17 protein-coding genes are annotated in these 16,931 nt (G+C 46.9%); 5 read left to right on the forward strand and 12 right to left on the reverse strand.

Annotated features, from left to right (window positions below; genetic code table 11):
* Positions 1–18: 18 nt before the first annotated feature.
* Positions 19–807 carry a tetratricopeptide repeat protein gene (locus AC1S52_RS04405; protein ID WP_482027825.1) on the forward strand — a complete coding sequence of 263 codons (789 nt, stop codon included), beginning with the start codon at positions 19–21 and terminating at the stop codon, positions 805–807.
* A 34-nt stretch (positions 808–841) separates the two neighbouring features.
* Here the strand turns inward: AC1S52_RS04405 and AC1S52_RS04410 are convergent, their stop codons facing one another.
* Both AC1S52_RS04410 and AC1S52_RS04415 read right to left on the reverse strand, forming a co-directional pair.
* Positions 842–1,651: a hypothetical protein gene (locus AC1S52_RS04410; RefSeq protein ID WP_482027826.1), complete on the reverse strand. Its 810-nt coding sequence runs from the start codon at positions 1,649–1,651 to the stop codon at positions 842–844.
* Between the two features lie 14 nt (positions 1,652–1,665).
* Positions 1,666–3,858, reverse strand: a complete 2,193-nt coding sequence (locus AC1S52_RS04415) for a heavy metal translocating P-type ATPase (protein WP_482027827.1) — start codon at positions 3,856–3,858, stop codon at positions 1,666–1,668.
* A gap of 160 nt (positions 3,859–4,018) precedes the next feature.
* Between AC1S52_RS04415 and AC1S52_RS04420 the strand changes: the two genes are divergently transcribed.
* Complete coding sequence (locus AC1S52_RS04420) at positions 4,019–4,462, forward strand: ArsR/SmtB family transcription factor (RefSeq protein WP_482027828.1); 444 nt, start codon at positions 4,019–4,021, stop codon at positions 4,460–4,462.
* Here AC1S52_RS04420 and AC1S52_RS04425 read toward each other — a convergent pair.
* On the reverse strand, positions 4,397–4,723 hold the full coding sequence (locus AC1S52_RS04425; protein ID WP_482027829.1) for a YnfA family protein: 327 nt from the start codon (positions 4,721–4,723) through the stop codon (positions 4,397–4,399). The two genes, AC1S52_RS04420 and AC1S52_RS04425, sit on opposite strands and share 66 nt — an antisense overlap.
* A gap of 266 nt (positions 4,724–4,989) precedes the next feature.
* On the opposite strand from AC1S52_RS04425, the gene AC1S52_RS04430 reads away from it, so the two are divergent.
* The gene (locus AC1S52_RS04430) at positions 4,990–6,756 is read left to right on the forward strand and encodes an iron uptake porin (protein WP_482027830.1); all 1,767 of its coding nucleotides are present in this window, start codon (positions 4,990–4,992) and stop codon (positions 6,754–6,756) included.
* 595 nt (positions 6,757–7,351) lie between these two features.
* Here AC1S52_RS04430 and AC1S52_RS04435 read toward each other — a convergent pair.
* On the reverse strand, positions 7,352–8,413 hold the full coding sequence (locus AC1S52_RS04435; RefSeq protein WP_482027831.1) for an IS4 family transposase: 1,062 nt from the start codon (positions 8,411–8,413) through the stop codon (positions 7,352–7,354).
* A gap of 106 nt (positions 8,414–8,519) precedes the next feature.
* Between AC1S52_RS04435 and AC1S52_RS04440 the strand changes: the two genes are divergently transcribed.
* Entirely contained in the window at positions 8,520–9,104 is a 585-nt protein-coding gene (locus AC1S52_RS04440) for a winged helix-turn-helix domain-containing protein (RefSeq protein ID WP_482027832.1), read from the forward strand.
* Positions 9,105–9,271: 167 nt separating this feature from the next.
* Positions 9,272–9,619 carry a hypothetical protein gene (locus tag AC1S52_RS04445; protein ID WP_482027833.1) on the forward strand — a complete coding sequence of 116 codons (348 nt, stop codon included), beginning with the start codon at positions 9,272–9,274 and terminating at the stop codon, positions 9,617–9,619.
* A gap of 97 nt (positions 9,620–9,716) precedes the next feature.
* Here AC1S52_RS04445 and AC1S52_RS04450 read toward each other — a convergent pair whose 3' ends face one another.
* The 8 genes from AC1S52_RS04450 to AC1S52_RS04485 form a co-directional block, all read right to left on the reverse strand.
* Positions 9,717–10,415 (reverse strand): tetratricopeptide repeat protein, encoded by a 699-nt coding sequence (locus AC1S52_RS04450; protein ID WP_482027834.1) that lies wholly within the window; start codon positions 10,413–10,415, stop codon positions 9,717–9,719.
* Between the two features lie 146 nt (positions 10,416–10,561).
* Complete coding sequence (gene rppB, locus AC1S52_RS04455; RefSeq protein ID WP_482027835.1) at positions 10,562–11,947, reverse strand: two-component system sensor histidine kinase RppB; 1,386 nt, start codon at positions 11,945–11,947, stop codon at positions 10,562–10,564.
* Positions 11,928–12,638, reverse strand: a complete 711-nt coding sequence (gene rppA / locus AC1S52_RS04460) for a two-component system response regulator RppA (RefSeq protein ID WP_482027836.1) — start codon at positions 12,636–12,638, stop codon at positions 11,928–11,930. Before rppA ends, rppB begins: the two co-directional genes overlap by 20 nt.
* 154 nt (positions 12,639–12,792) lie before the next feature.
* Complete coding sequence (locus AC1S52_RS04465) at positions 12,793–13,080, reverse strand: hypothetical protein (protein ID WP_482027837.1); 288 nt, start codon at positions 13,078–13,080, stop codon at positions 12,793–12,795.
* Positions 13,081–13,265: 185 nt separating this feature from the next.
* Positions 13,266–13,463, reverse strand: a complete 198-nt coding sequence (locus AC1S52_RS04470) for a hypothetical protein (protein WP_482027838.1) — start codon at positions 13,461–13,463, stop codon at positions 13,266–13,268.
* A gap of 38 nt (positions 13,464–13,501) precedes the next feature.
* Positions 13,502–14,662 (reverse strand): M23 family metallopeptidase, encoded by a 1,161-nt coding sequence (locus AC1S52_RS04475; RefSeq protein WP_482027839.1) that lies wholly within the window; start codon positions 14,660–14,662, stop codon positions 13,502–13,504.
* A 17-nt stretch (positions 14,663–14,679) separates the two neighbouring features.
* Positions 14,680–16,173: a TolC family protein gene (locus tag AC1S52_RS04480; protein ID WP_482027840.1), complete on the reverse strand. Its 1,494-nt coding sequence runs from the start codon at positions 16,171–16,173 to the stop codon at positions 14,680–14,682.
* Positions 16,174–16,361: 188 nt separating this feature from the next.
* On the reverse strand, positions 16,362–16,910 hold the full coding sequence (locus AC1S52_RS04485) for a hypothetical protein (protein ID WP_482027841.1): 549 nt from the start codon (positions 16,908–16,910) through the stop codon (positions 16,362–16,364).
* Positions 16,911–16,931 lie beyond the last annotated feature (21 nt).

The following is a 16,931-nucleotide window of genomic DNA, read 5'->3' on the forward strand; positions in this document are numbered from 1 at the left end:
TGGTAAGGAGTTTTTTCTATGAATCCTGTTTCTAAGATTACTGTAATGCTTGGCATACTAGGGCTGATTATAGCCATACCTTCGACTCTATATGCTCAGTCTAAGCCAGATGCAGTTGTGCAAGTGAGTTCTGTGGAGTTGCTGAATCGAGGCATGGAGAAAGCCAAACAAGGAAATCTTAGGGGTGCGATCGCAGATTACACCCTTGCCCTCCAAGCGAACCCCAAACTAACGGATGCCTACATCAGCCGAGGTCTGGCTCATCATGATTTAGGAGATTATAAGCGGGCAATTGCCGATTTTGACCAAGCGGCACGACTTGACCCCAAGAACGCAAAAGCCATTTACAACCGAGGCGAAGCGCGATCGGACATTGGCGATTTCCCCAATGCATTGGCTGACCTGACTGAAGCAATTCGGCTCAAACCCGATTATGCAGCAGCTTATAACAATCGAGGCGTGGTGTACGCTGGAATGGGAAATCTGCAAGCTGCCGTGAAAGACCTCGATCAGGCAATTAAAACGAAGCCTGACTATGCGGATGCTTATTACAACCGGGGGAAAGCTCGAACTGCTTTGCAAGACGCGAAGGGCGCGATCGCAGACTTCACTCAAGCGATTCAACTGAATCCTTCTCTCGCTGAAGCCTTTGGGAATCGCGGTATTCTCTACTCGCAACTAGGAGACAAGTCAGCAGCGTTGATAGACTTGCGGCAAGCCGCCCAATTGTTTCAGAAGCAGGGCGATCAGAGAAGTTATAACCAAACCAAATTCTACATTCGGCAACTTCAGCAATTAGATAAATAGTGTCTTACCAAGTACCGAGCCTGAATTAATTGCCTTAGTAATCTCGTTCAGTTATTTGCTCTAAGCAATTAGAGCAGAATTCTCCATCATCATCGTCCAAATCTTCAGATGTATGAACCGTTGTTTCGCCTGGTTCTATTAACGAAAGAATAGGACAATTGCACATTAAACAGGATTTCACGCTGTATTTGACTTCACAACGAAAGTAATGGATGGTTCCATCCGTTAAAGTTGGGTCAGGAAAAGCAACTGACACTTCGTCACATTTCTCACAATGAAGCAAATCGTGTTCTACTCCGAAATCTTTAGGATGCAATGAGATATCCTGCTCCGACATTCGTTCAGTATAAGAACCAAAAGCATCTAATAGTGCTTGATAGATACTTTCATTCAATTCATCCTGAAGGTCAATTTTTAATTCCTTGTAAAGAAATATCCGCAGGAAGCGCATTGCTCGACCAGCATAGTTCTCAATCTCTTCGTAATTTCCAGCAAATTTATGATGCTCAATAGAATTTCTCACTCGTTGTAAAAACTTCAAATCATCTCTATCCTGCTCGCTTAGAACAACACCAACAGCTTTTAAGCGGTTTTGTAGTTCTCCAAAGTTAACAGTGAAACCATCCGCTTCTATCTTCTTATTCCGGTAGATCAACTCAGGACTTGCTTGTGATAAACGTGCTTTAAGAAAAAGTTCAATTGCGTGAAAAATATGGAGAACGGTGTATTTGAGATCAGTATCTCTCTCATTAGCTGACAAGTGCTCTATTGCATGAGTAAGTGAGTCTAATGCATTTTCTTCTAAAGTCAGGGAGAAGTCATTATCAGTCGAAGAGCTATTCATATAAGTTGCACTGATTATCTCAATATTCTCATTGCGTTAAAAATTGCTATTAGTGCCATACCCACATCAGCAAACACTGCTTCCCACAATGTTGCCAACCCGATCGTTCCCAACACGATGAAAATTCCTTTGATTGCCATTGCCATCACGATGTTTTGCACCACAATTTTGCGAGTTTTTCTGGCAACCTGAATGGCTTCTGCCACTTTGGACGGAGCATCCGTCATCAGCACCACATCCGCCGTTTCGATCGCCGCATCCGATCCCAATCCACCCATTGCCATCCCAACATCAGCTCTGGCGATTACTGGAGCATCATTAATCCCATCGCCCACGAAAACAACCTTCTTCTTGCCAGAGCGATCCAGTAGCTTCTCGATCGCGCCCACTTTGTCTTCGGGGAGCAATCCGGCAAAGTAAGAATCTAGAGTCAACTGTTCAGCAACCCGTTTGGCGACAACCTCGTTATCCCCCGTCAGCATCACAGTTCGTTCCACTCCGACTTTTTTCAAATCACGGATTGCTTCAGCCGCATCTTCTTTGATTTCATCGGCAATCAGAATGTACCCAGCATAGCGTCCGTCCACCGCTAGGTGAACCACTGTTCCAGCCACATTGCAAGTATCATGGTCGATGTTTTCTCGGTGCAGTAGGCGGTCATTCCCTGCTAAGACGACTTGGTTCTGGACTTTAGCTCGGATGCCATGCCCTGCAATTTCTTCGTAATCGATGACTTCAGACTCATTGATCGGTTGTCCGTATGCCTCTCGAATGGATTGCGCTACTGGATGGTTAGAGTTCGCTTCAGCTTGCGCTGCTAACGCCAACAGTTCTGATTCCGAAAACCCACTTTTTGTCACAATTTGCGTGACTTTGAAGGTTCCTTTCGTCAACGTTCCGGTCTTGTCGAATACAACCGTTTTGACGGCTGTGAGCGCATCCAAGAAAGTAGAGCCTTTGACCAAAATTCCGCGCTTGGCAGCGCCGCCAATGCCACCAAAATAGCCAAGGGGAATGCTGATCACCAGTCCGCAGGGGCAAGAGATGACGAGCAAAATCAGGGCGCGGTAAATCCAATCACTCCGATTTGCACCTGGAATCAACAGCGGTGGCAGAATGGCAACTGCTAGAGACAGGAATACGACAACTGGTGTGTAATAGCGGGCAAACTTAGTGATGAATTTCTCAGTGTCTGCCTTCTTGCTGGTAGCATTTTCAACCAGGTCAAGAATTTTAGCGATCGACGATTCGCCAAATAGTTTTGTGACTCGAATGGTGAGAGCGCCCGACTTGTTAATCATGCCTGCAAGAATTGGATCTCCAATGTTGACGATGCGGGGAACTGACTCACCCGTCAATGCAGAGGTATCCACTTGAGAGTTGCCCTCTAGAATTTCGCCATCGAGCGGCACTTTCTCACCCGGTTTCACCAAAATTTGATCACCCACATTGATCGTTTCAGGCTTCACCTGTTTCACGGTGCCATTTATTTTCAAGTTGGCACTATCAGGACGAACTTCTAATAGTGCTTTAATCGATCGCCGCGATCGCCCCACAGAATACTCTTGAAACAACTCACCCACCTTAAAGAACAGCATCACGGCAACCGCTTCGGGGAATTGATGAATCGCAAAGGCTCCCAATGTGGCGATCGTCATCAAAAAGTTTTCATCAAAGATCTGCCCTCTGAGAATATTGCGTCCCGCCGTCTTTAACACCGACCAACCACTAAGCAGGTAGGCAGGGATGAATACAGCAAGTTCACCGATGTTGTAGGGCGTATTGTGTAAGGGTTCTTCAAAGACAATCCCGATCGCAAATAACGCGATCGCAGCCAGCACCGGAGCAGCCTCTTTCTTCAGGTTAAATTCGCCAGAGCCATGACTATGATCGTGTCCCTCCGTCTCACTCTGACCGTCATGCGTCTGTCCATTTGTGGAAGCAAGAGATTGAGCCGATGAGGTGGGTGTTCGTGCTTGCGCGATCGCAACCGTGTAGCCCAATCTCGTTACCCGATTTTGAATTTCCGCCTCGCTGACTTCCTGCGAATCGTAAGACACAACCATGCGTCCTGTTGCCACGTTGACCGATACCTCAGCAATTCCTGGCAATTTCTCAACGCTGCCTTCAATCTTCATCGCGCAACTGGCGCAGTCCATACCACCGACTTGCATTTGCTGAGTTTTCAGCGAAGGAGTTTGAGTCATAGCCGTTTGCCAAAGTCAGATTGCAGATTATTCCAAAAATTGTAGAACAAAACTCTCAATATCTGAAAGTATATTCATATATAGAACGATAACCATTCTTAGCTTTATACTGTCATTGAGCAAAGCTAACTTCTTCACAGCCGTTACCTTGATTCGTCCTATGCCTAATCGCAAAGAGCTAATTCCTCAGCTCCAAGAGTCGGATGTGCCAGAGTGTGAAGCCCATCTCGTTCATCTGGATGCGGTGCGGCAGGTACAGCCAGAAATCCTACCGATGCCAGAAGCTCAACGGATGGCAGAATTCTTTGGTGTCTTGGCAGACCCAAATCGACTGCGGGTGCTCTCGGCGCTGGCGCATCAGGAGTTATGTGTATGTGACTTGGCCGCAAGCTTAAAAATGGGTGAGTCAGCCGTATCTAGCCAACTCCGCATTTTGCGATCAACGCGATTGGTCAATTACCGCAAAGCGGGACGCAATGTGTATTACAGCCTTGCGGATGCTCATGTGATGAATTTATATCAAGACATCGCCGCACATTTAGATCCTGTGAGGAGCCAGCATAATAATCATCGTACCAACCAGGCAAACCGCTACACCCAATAAATCCCAGCGATCAGGTTTGACTCCTTCCACAGTCCATAACCAGATAATTGCCGAAAGAATATAGATCCCACCATAGGCAGCGTAAGCTCGCCCAGCGTTGGAGGTTTCAATTTGGGTAAGGGCAATCGCAAAGATGGCTAGAGCAACTAATCCTGGAAGCACCCAGAGTATACTTTTTCCGAGTCGGAGCCATGCCCAGAAGGCATAACAGCCAGAAATCTCACCTAACGCCGCTATACCAAAGAAAAGGAGAGATCGCATTTCAGTTAGAAGTTAAAGTGACGATATACGTTGTAGAAGTGGGCAAAAGGGGATTGCTTAAATAGTTTGATAGAAATTTTGCTAAAGCTTATGTTTCTGAGTTGATTTCCTTAACAAGAACTTAACCCTGGTTTTTGTGCATCTGCTAAAACCGTCATTAAATTTTCATCCTGTCCTGGCATTCTACGGATGGAGCCGCTGTATAGAGGTTATCCATTACGAAAAGTCATTTTGATTTTTCAGAAAGAGTAGTGTGAGGATGAAAAATGCGTTCAATACTGAGAGAGTTTGTGTGGAGCGTCCCAACGCTTCTTGTCGCATCGCTGATGATGCCAGGTGATGCGCTGGCAAATGGAATACCAACGAATGAAAAGTTAAATCAGTTTGCTAATAGTGCCGCCGCTTCGACAGGAGTCGGTTTGTCGGATAGCAGCACGACTTTGCAACAAGTTAGACAATACAGCGCTGAAGGCAGAGGCGCTCAACTGGATCAGGTGACCTCCGTCTCACAATTTACGGATGTAGATCCTAGCAGTTGGGCATTTCAGGCATTGCAATCGTTGGTAGAACGGTATGGCTGTATCGTTGGCTATCCTGACAAAACCTATCGTGGCAATCGTGCTCTATCTCGCTATGAATTTGCCGCAGGTTTGAATGCTTGCTTGGACAAGATTCAAGAACTGATTGCCGCTGCTACGGCTGACTTCGTGCGGAAGGAAGATTTGGAAGTTGTTAAGCGACTGCAAGAAGAATTTGCAGCAGAACTCGGTGCTTTACGCGGACGAGTTGAGTCCTTGGAAGTGCGGACTGCTACTCTGGAGAAACAGCAGTTTTCCACCACTACCCGATTAAGGGGTGAAGTTATCTTTGCGATCGCCGATACCTTTGGCGATCGTGCCACCCGCACTGGTAACAACACCTTCCTCACTGGTGTGAATGCTGCCAATGAGAACTCCTTCCGAGACGATCGCACTGAACCCATCTTTGGTAACCGGGTGCGGCTTGCACTCGAATCTAGCTTTACAGGTAAAGACCGGTTGCTAGTTCGATTGCAAGGTCGCAACATTACTCCCTTCAGCGGTGCTTTCACAGGAACGAATGGAACTCGGTTAGGCTTTGACGGCAACGAATCCAATGCCGTCAATATTGACCACCTCTTCTATCGATTCCCTGTGGGGCAAAACCTCCGTATTCAAGTTGATGCGGTTCAAAGCCGAATCTACAGTTCACTATTTGAAACCCTCAGCCCATTTGAAAGTAGTGGTGGCGGTGCGATCTCCAGGTTTGGACGGTTTAACCCGATTTATCGCTCTAACGATCAGACGTTTACTAGTTCTCCAGGAGTTTCTTTTGACTACAAATTCGGTCCCAGACTGAGCCTACAGGGCGGCTATTTTTCTGATAGAAATGCCAACGATCCTGGAGCAAAGAATGGATTGTTTGATGGGAACTATGCTGCTGCTGGGCAACTTGTATTTCGTCCTTCTCGCAACTTTGATATTGGTCTTACCTACGTTCGTTCTTATTTCCCCGGCACCTCCACTGTGTTCAATCAGGGTGCGCCAAACCTCTTTGGCAGTACTGGAACCGGCTATGCCGCGAACCCGTTTGCAGGTGCAGCCACATCTGCTGACACTGGGTCAGTGCAAGTGCAGTGGAAGGTAGCGCCCAGACTCACTGTCGGCGGCTGGTACGCTTTCACGTGGGCTTACAACAAACGCAACAACCAGGAAGCGCAAATTCAAAATTGGGCTGCTTTCCTAGGCTTCCCCGACTTGGGTCGTAAAGGCAACTTGGGCGGTTTGCTGTTTGGGATGCAACCCCGCGTCACCGACAACGACTTCCGTGCCAACGCGAACACCCGTCGTCGTTTAGATGGTTCTCCACCATTCCATTTAGAAGCGTTCTACCGTTACCGGATTAATGACAACATTGCCATCACACCAGGGGTCTTTGTGTTGTTTAACCCTGAAGGCAACAGACGGAATGATACTCAGTTAGTGGGGGTCATTCGGACGACATTTAGTTTCTAGCTTTGCTGCTTGGGAAAAATCATCTTAATCTTTGATTGAGCAGGTTTCTCCTTAGCAGCTAGGCAACATTAGGTTTCCTCACACCAGTAAATACTGGAACGGAGATGAGTCAAGAAGATTCATCTCCTTTTATTTTTTAGCGTTGATGAGCTTAAACCGTCATTGTAATTTCATTAGCAAGTTTTATGATTACCAATACGTATTCAACAGACTTCTTTCAGTAAATTCAAGAGAACAATGGATTTTTAGACAGACCATTGTCTCACTCACATCCGCTGGAAGGGGTCTGTTGACTTTTCTCGAAATGAGAAGTTGAAGAATTTTCATCGCATGATCACTCAAATAAGATTTTGGATGAGTCAATATTTCACTTCATTTTCATCCTAATCTGCCAAGCTATTAATAGAATCAATCTATTTGAAATTGCAAGAACCTATAAAGGTCAAAAACTTTTTAGGGAAAGCTTTTGCGATGAAAATTTTATTAGTTGAACCTGATCTAAAGTTAGGTGAACAGATTCAAGAAAGTCTAAACCAAGAACACTATATTGTGGATTGGTTTCAAGATGGGCTTGCGACCTGGAACTACTTAGAACCTAAGTACAGGACAAAAACTGTAAAATTTCAAGGAACTCAGCCATCTTGTGATCTAAATTCACCACGATATTGCGAATGTGGTCAAATCCGTAGCGAAATAGACTTTTCTCTCTACGCCCGTGAGACTTGAGTTTCAAAGGGTTGTGTTGATGCAACCACAAGCCAGTCAGAAAGGCCCAACACAACCCCAGCGATAACAGAGCAATTAACTTGCGCAAGCGATAGAGGTCAATGAAATGGGTCGATTCGAGACAAAAGCCTCGCGTCTTGAATGCGCCAAACAACGTTTCAATCGACCACCGTTTCGCGTAATCGGCAATCGCGGTTTCGGGAGAGTGGTCAGTAATCACAATGAGTAAGGAGTTGTCTTCTAGACGAGTAGCCGCAATATAGACCCAATGTCCCCACAAGCGACGACGTTTTGACAACACTTTGAGTTGCCCAGGACGCAAGTCTGCGAAGACCACCGAGGCTCTGCGGGACTGACTGCCATCCCACAGGCGTTCAGACTCACGAATTCGAGCACGAATCGGTGTTTTGGGACGCTCTAACAAATAGCCCAACCAGTCTTTGCCCACAAACTCCCGGTCAGTAGTCAGAAAGGCGATTTTGCGCTCACCGAACAACGCAAAGAACTCTTGCATCAGGTCAATGCGCTCATCGGTATTGGAGTTGCCGCGTTTATCGAGCAACAAGTAGACAACCGGAAACGCTATCCCTTCATGCACAATGCCCAAGGTCAAAATGTTGAACACACACCTGCCAAACTGCCACTCAGTCCGGTCTAAACTGAGCACCCACGGCTCTGGAATCCCCATCAGTCGCACCACGGTATAGGCAACCGTAGAGTCATCCAACTCGTAGTCGGCAAAAAAGCGTTGCAGGCGTTTGTAGTGGGAGTCAGTGTGGGCGTTGCCACAAAATCCGTTGGCTAACTCAGCCAAGTTCACCGTCTTAACCCGAAACAGCGCGATCAAAAACAGGGCGACAAAGGCAAGTCGAGCACCGTGCCAGCCCAGATGGGGCTGCAAAACCCGACGTAATTGAGTAATCTGATCCATAGGGTTTCGTGGTTGATATTGGTTATTTCATGAAACCCTTTCCTCCCAACTATTTCAAGGTTTTGTCCTGTACTGAGACTTAGAACTTCAACCTATTCAATATACGGTGGCGATTTTTGAGTGGATGATGCCAGGACTGCCAGCGGTAGAACTCTGTCAGCGCTTGAGAGCACAGCATCCTTTACCCGTAATCGTCTTGACATCAGAGCGACGCTGGCAGGATGGTGTTTTAGCGTTGGATGCCGGAGCCGATGATTACTTGGTAAAGCCATTTCGGATGCAGGAATTGCTGGCACGATTACGTGCATTACGACGACGATCGCCCCAATATCAGCCCTTACAACTTCAATTCGGTCGTTTGTCCTTAGATTGTAATAACCGGCTTGTTTCCTGGTACTCTAACTCAACTGAGTATGAGCAAGTTCGCTTGAGTAAGAAAGAGTTTCAGGTGTTGGAATATTTGATGCGACAGCCCAAGCAGGAAGCTAGCCAAGAGCAACTTCTGAATTATCTGTATGAAATGGAGTCTGAACGAGTCAGCAATGTTGTAGCAGCCCAGATTCGGCGACTGCGATGCAAACTGGCTGAATTAGGCTGTGAAGATGTGATTCAAACTGTTCAGGGTGGCAACTACCGATTAAATCCGGTTTATATCGATTATTCCGTTGAACAGTCTAAATCCATCAGTTAGTTTTACTTTTTGCTGACTTAGTTTTCTAATAAGTCTTCTAGTTTGCAGTTATGATTTTTTTCTGAATCTAGCCTGTTTTTCATTTTAGTTTCATTTGTATTTGAGAGATTAGTAATAGGTGATTGAGTAATTCAATCATATTTGATTCTTCAGAAGAGGTTAAAATAATGCAACGTCTACTTTCTGCAACAGCATTTTCCTTGGTTTTGGTCGCTGGGGTAGCTGTGCCTCAAGTCTCTGCTAAACCCGTCGCTGAATCGCTGATAGCGAGAGTTCATCCACAGTCCTCACGTCCATCCTCAGCTCAACCCTCTGAAAAACAAACTCAACCCACTTCAGAATCTGAAGCAGTACAGCAATCTCAGAATAATGCTGCTCCAACATCGCGGTATCAATCAACGTCTGAGCGGAGAGAAAATACTGCGGTGCCTGGTTACTGCGTCTTACCTCCTAATGTAGTTGAAGGCAGCTTTCAATATCGGGAAGAGTTGTATAACTGTAAGTATGGACTCTAGATTCTGTTGCTGCTAACGGCTAGTGTCAGCGAGGTGTTGATAAGTTTCCTATGAAATGAATGGGCGATCGCAACGTTTGATCGCCCATTCTTATGTGCTATTCGGCAGGTTCTTGCAGTTGTTTCAGTGCATTTTGTATTTGTTGATAACGATCGCGCTCGCCCCGTTCGGCAAATAGTTTTGCTGCCTGTTGCCAATCGGTTAATGCTGCCTGTCGATTTCCTATTGCCAGATGTAGTCTGCCTCGATTCAGGTAAGCTTCTGCCAATGTTGGACTTAGGCGAATGGCTTCTGTGTAATCGGCGATCGCGCCCTCTACATCTTTCAATGCTGTTCGCACCAATGCCCGATTATTGTAGGCAAAAACATAATTCGATTTCAGTGCAACCGCACGGCTAAGATCTTTTAATGCCATTTGGAATCTACCCATTTTGGCATAAACGACACCCCGACTGTTAAACGCCTCTGCATAGCCTGGTTTCAACTCAAGGGCTTTGTTCAAGTCTGCTAATGCTTGGGGTAATTTCTCTAAATTTGAGTAGGCTTCTCCTCGGTTGTAGAAAGCTAAAGGATAATTCGGTTCAAGTTGGATAGCTCGATCAAAATCGGCGACTGCCTGCTTAAGCTCCCCCAAACTGCGATATGCCAGCCCTCGTTTAATGTACGACTCAACATCCTTTGAGTTAAGCTGAATCGCTTTTGTATAGTCAGCGATCGCACCTTTGTAATCTCCACGCTCAAATTTTTCTAGCCCCTGATCGACAAAGTTATGCTCCTTTGCTTGGGCAACCCTCATTTGGCTGGTTGACGAAAGTGAGGAAATTTTTGAATCCAAAAATGTAGCTGAAAGAAGTAGGGATGTAAATCCAAATGAAGTAATTAACCGATACAGAAAGTTCATAATCTAAACTCTTTTTAGAAGAGAACAAAGAAATAATTATGTTAGAAGACGGTTATCGAGTTTCCTACAGAACGTGATTTTAGGGGCAAGCGAACTGTAAACGTGCTTCCCTGACCCACTTCACTCTGGACGTGTAAATTCCCGTTGTGGGTTTCTGCGATCGCTTTCGCAATTGCCAACCCTAAACCCGAACCACCCGTTTGACGAGAACGATCGCGGTTGACTCGATAAAACCGATCAAAAATGTGCGTCTGCTCTTCGAGGGAAATTCCCATTCCCGTATCGTGAACTTGGATCACAGCATAGTTTTCGTCCTGCTTGAGAATCAGAGTGACAATACCTCCCGCTGGGGTGTAGTGAATCGAATTCACCACCAGGTTTGAAATCAAGCGATAGACCTGGTCTTCATCGACTAGAACATGTAAGTTCTTAGAGATTTGAACCTCTGCTGCCAGGGTTAAACCGTTTGCGTCGGCAAGGGCTGAGAACTCTTCAACCAAATCATGAATCAAGTCATTCAGACAAACAGATTCTCTTTGAACTGGTAGCGTGTGCTGTTCTAACCTGGCAAGCAAGAATAGATCTTTGACAAGTTCAAAAAAACGACTCACCTGACGTTCGATCGTTTTCAATGTATCTCGTGCCTCACTCTCTGGTAAGTTTGGCAGTCTTGATACAGACTCAACGGTTGCCAAAATAGCGGCAAGTGGGGTGCGTAACTCATGGGCGGCATCGGTTGTGAATCGCTGCATCTGTTGGTAAGAACGATAGATGGGTCGCATGGCAATTCCTGCCAACACCCAACTGGAAACGGCAACAATGGCAGTAATGATGGGTAAACCAATGAGAAAGGCTAACTTCAATGAAGCAAGACGGTTATCCAAATCTTCTAGCGATCGCCCGACTTGCAGATAACCCCACAACTGATTGTCTAAAGTGTGCAGCGGATAAGAGATTTGGTGAAAGCGATTTCCGTCAGAATCAACGACGGTTGCCCAAACCTCCGTGCCTTTTGTCAAGGGAACTGTTGAGCGTAATCCTGCCGTTGCAATGAGCTTGTTTGATGAATTGAGAAACTGAATGTAGTAGTCCGTTTTGTGAACGGCTTCAAACAGGCGATGCTTAGTCTTGGGCAGATGGTCATGGATATAAATTGGCTCACTTGGACAGGGAGCACTCACTGAACAAACATCAGGAACCAGTTTTTGAATAATGGGTTCGATTTGACCAGGTTGGCGTAAATTCCATTCAATCCCGTTATGCAAGGTTTCTGCAACGGACTCTAGTTCTCGGTCAATAGCATCTGAATAAGCTCGAATGATGACCTGATAGAGCGTCAACGCACCCAAACTTAATGTTAAACCCATGACAACTGCGTACCAACCCGCCAGTTGCAATCGGGTTCGTCTAAACAATCGCGTCTGCATAGGCGGGATTGAGCCGATATCCTCCCCCCGGAACGGTTTGAATTGCATCCTCACAACCTAATTCTGTAAGTCTGCGTCGTAACAACCGGACCTGTGCTGCCACCACATTGCTGATTCGCTCCGTATCTACTTCATAAAGGTAGCTCAGGATTTGGTCACGAGTGGCAGCGTGGCGGGGATGTTTCATGAAGTATTCCATCAGTTGAAATTCTTTCTTGCTGAGTCGAACGGTTCGATGATCGTGTTGAGGTGCTTGCCAGCGAATGGTGCGGTTGTGGCAGTCGAGAGTGAGACTACCCACCTGAATTTGGGTGGGTTGGAACTGAGGCGATCGCCGCCAGAGTGCCCGCAACCGTGCCAGCAACTCTTCCATCCGAAACGGCTTGACCAGGTAGTCATCGGCTCCCGCATCCAACCCCATCACCTTATCCTCCCAGCGATCGCGTGCTGTCAACATTAATATAGGTAGGGAGTTTTGCTCCTCTCGTAGGCGTTTGCAGAGTTCTGGACCTGTTAAACCGGGCAGCATCCAGTCAAAGATCGCCAACGTATATTGAGCCTGCCGATTGTCTAGATAATTCCAAGCATCTGCTCCATCTTGTACCCAGTCCACAATGTATTTCTCCTGCTGCAACGTGCGCTGGAGTGCTGTTCCCAAATCAATTTCATCTTCAACTAACAGAACTTTCATCGCAGCCTATACAAATCCCCCTACCCAGGATTGGAAAACTCCTACTATTAGCTTGACAGGCTGCGATGAAAACGAGGTGAAAATTTTTGCGAAAAACCTTGATTTCAAACAGGCTCAGAGAGCAGCGAATCATGAGGGTGCGCCTACCAGGAGCTTATGGGGCTTGCTGAGGAGCAGCCTCCTTAGCTGGAGTTGTTGATTGTGAAGGTGACTGGGTCGAGGGTGCATCACTCGTTGTTGTCGGTGTCGTCATCCGTGAAAGTTCTTCAAGACACATCGCTCTTGTGTTACGCCAGACGACATTCCGAACATGATGAGGATAGTTGGGAACTGGCGGTTTCTCTTTCAATGCATCGCCTTTGCATTTTGTTTCTACCGCATTAGCTGGGGAAACTAAAGCAACGAGTACCAAAGCAAAACTGGCAAAAGCGAGGTATTTCATCTGACTCTCCTAAACTAAAAGTCCCCCCTACGGGGATAAATCCATCTCTAGTTTGGCAAAGCGGAATGAAAGTAAAGTGAAAGTTTTAGATGGCAAGGGCACAAAATATTTTTTGAGTTTTATTTGTGGGTGGATGGGTCAGAGTCTTTGAAAGAATATGTTCTTGATTTGTTGGCAAAGGGCGATCAGGACTTGGAAAGCGCCCTTGTACTCATGAACAGCAAGATAAACAGTTGAAGTTGCCAGGGTGCTAGAACTAAACTCAAAACCAGGGCGACGATCGCAGCCAGTCCTGTAATTTCTGCTAAATCATCACTTGATTGTTGAGAAATGACAGCGATTACAAGACTGAAACTCATTGGAATCAGGAAAAATAACGACATTGCTGGCTCCTTCGACCTGGAGAGGCGAAAGTATAGAATTAACTCTGTGTTGGAGATACAGTCTGATCTAGCTGTAAAGTAGTCATCAGTTGAGACAGGAGATATTCCAGTCGGGTTCCAGCATCCATTGCCGACCAGTTTACAGAGGTGGGTTGTTGATCGGAACGAGATTTAGATGGGGTGGAAATTGTTTTATTTGCAACTGGGGCAGACTGCAATGCTTTAGTGAATTCAACTAAAGCGTATTCCAGCGCTGCATTGGCATCCGTTGCGACCCAACCCTCTGCCGTTAATTGTCGCAGTTCAAAATGGAGATTTGGTCCAGTTGCTGTACCTGTACTCCCAACTCGACCAATCACATCTCCCTGCTTCACCCATTGTCCAGGTTGGACAAAAACTTCTGACAGGTGGGCATAGAGGGTTTCCTGGGTATTTTTCTGATGCTGTAAGGCAACAGATAACCCATATCCACTGAGAAAATCGGCGATCGCAACTCTTCCGGCATAAGCCGCTAAAACTGGAGTTCCTAACGGCGCACCCATGTCCGTGCCAGAGTGGAAGCGTAAAACGCCACCAATCGGATGAATTCGCCAACCAAACAGCGATGTAATAGGAGATGGAATGGAGAGTGGGAAAATCAGCCGAATATTCCCAATGTTGCGGTTAATTGGGAGCCGAAAGCTACGAAGGTAACTTTGCCCAGAAGCAGTGGTTCCACCGGAATAGGCAATGGGAGGATTTAGGGCTGGAAGCTCACCAGTTCCTCGATATTTAGGATTACCTGAAATCGATAAGGTGCTGGGAGTGCGATCGCGTCGTAAAACAGTTGCGGATTGTCCAGATCGCTCGGTTGCACCGACGTTATAGGGAGTTGAGTCAATATATGAATTGTTAGACGCATCCGGATTGTCAGATTTGGTCAGATTGTTTGCGGCTGGAGTGGTTGGCTGAACGAACTCAGATGCTGAAACAGAAGCAGGGGGTTCTACTACAGATGGAGGAGCAACAGGTGAGGAGTCTACAGTGGGTTCGGATGCGGAAGGCACAGGAGCGATCGTCTCTTCAGTAGAGGTTTGAGCGATCGCGCTACCTCCATTCAGGAGAATCAAACCACTGAGCCAAAAAATACTTTGATACAGGAGTTGGACTCGAATGAAATAACGCAAACGGCTTTGAGTTGGATGGTTTTGGTGAAACATTGCAATGCTTTTGGAATTTAAGGGTTAGAAGATTGAGCCGGAGTATTGGTTGGTAAACCACTCACGGCTCGTTGTAACGCTGCCAAAGCGCGGTTATACCGGAGAATGGCTTCGAGTCGGTTGCTCTCCGCACGAATCAAGTCATTGCGGGCGGTGATGACATCTAACTGGGTACTTACGCCCTGTATAAATCGAAATTCTGCCACGTCTGCCACGTCTTGGGCTTCTTTCAAGGCAGCCGTTGCGGTCTCGATGCTGCGAACGTAAGATTGTAGGGTTTTATATGCTTGCTCAACCTGAAACCGGACTTGATTGCGGGTTTGAGCAAACCGAGTTTCCGCGATCGCTTGATTTGCTCGTTCCTGGTCTGCTGCCGCAAAGGTGGCTCCCCCGTCAAAGAATGTCCAACGTAGTCGTGCTCCTGCGGCATAACCGCCGAGAGTTCCAAAGGGTTCACTAAACTCGTTTAAGAATTGATAGTTGCCGAACAAGCTAATTTGGGGCAAGACACCCGCGATCGCGGCTTTACGTTGTTGCTGGGCGATCGTTCGTTGCTCTAATTGCTGCTGAAACTCAACTCGGTTTTTGTATGCCAGTAAAATGCTATCTTCCAAGGATAGTGTCCACTCGTCCGCCTTCTGTACTGGGTCTGCGGCACTCACATCTGCCGTCTCACCTAAACTGAGCAACTGGGCTAACTGACGACGAGCAACGGTTTGCTGCACATCAGCATCGGTCAAATTTTGTTGGGCATTTGCTAGTTGAACTCTGGCGCGACTCACATCAAACTTGGTGCCGATGCCTCCTTCTTCCAACGCTTGAGCATCAGCCAAATTCTTCTGGGCATTTCTCACAGTGGCTTGAGCAATCCGTACCTGCTCATCCCCCTGTTGCACATCATAGTAAGCATTGGTGATGTCCAATCGAACCTGTGACCGTAGCCGCCCTACTTCCAACTGCTCATAGCGAACTTGAGCCTCTGCCGCTCGGATCTGGGCGGGACGCTTACCCGATGTGAAAATGTCGTAACTTAGTTCCACTCTTCCGCCTAAAAGTCCTGATGGAGAGGCATCTTCTCTCAGGTATTTCAGGTCATCTAACCGTCCTTGTGCGGTTCGTTCATACCCAATTTCGGTGTCGCCTGCCACAGTTGGGTAAAGTGCGGCTCGTACCTGTCGTAACGCTGCCTGACTTCGCCTGAGCGTCAGTTCTGCCACTTGGAGATCACGATTGTTTCGCTCTGCCAGGGCGATCGCTTCCTGCAATGTGATAGGTTGAGTTCCTTGAAGCCTGATCTCATCCGGTTTAGTTGGTAGTTGTAGCGGATTGGGGTCAGGGTTGAGCGACGATTCTGAGGTTTGGGCTGTTTCCTGAATTGTTGGATTGGCAGTTGATTTTGTAGAAAACTGAGCACCTTTTGAGATCTCTTGAGCAACCAAAATCTGAGTTGCACTGAGATTGATTGTGGCACTGAGACTAAGCACCATTAAATAGCGAACACATTGCATCATGAACCCTCGCTCTCCTCACAAAACCTGTAGGCTCCAGTGAAGGCAGTTTCAATACCACCCTGAAAACCCACAGGCACCAACTTTCACTCTAAAGGAGCGGAATGAAAACAACGTGAAATTTTGGGCGCGCCAGGGACGAAAGTATTTACACCAAGTCATTGGGGGCTTGAGGGCAGGGATAATTCTGGTCATTGCTTGAAGCTAAACCGACCGTTGACCTTTTTACCATCAATATCTGACAAGATTGCCACCTTGTATTCACCTGGAACCGGATTGGGGATGGTTGCAGTGTAGACTCCTTCAGCCGTATTGAATTTCATGGCTAAAGACTGTTCAGAACCATCGGGAAGTTGCACTTGAGCGGTGACTTTTGCAGAGGGAATGGTTTTGTGGGAGTCACCTTTTTGCAGTAGGAAATCTAGATCTACACCGCTACCCGCTTTGTGACCTGCAAATTCCATGTGATAGTCGCCCGTTTCAATCACTTGTCCGCCCGCTGTATGAGGATTCCCGCCGCCCTCTTTATGGTCGTGCCCATCCCCTTCCTTGTGGTCATGTCCATCGCCTTCTTTATGCGTTTCTGTAGTGGGTGCTGCGGTGGTACTATTTGCAGCAGTCTCCGCAGGTTTGTCGGTAGTATTGGCTGAAGGTGTCGCGGAGTTACTGCCACCGCAAGCGCCTAAGAATAGTAATCCTAAACCGGCGATCGCTACGCCTAAAAATTTGATTGATTGCATCAGTTTTACTCCTTTCTGCCT

This window comes from Kovacikia sp. CALU 1929, from assembly GCF_056784235.1.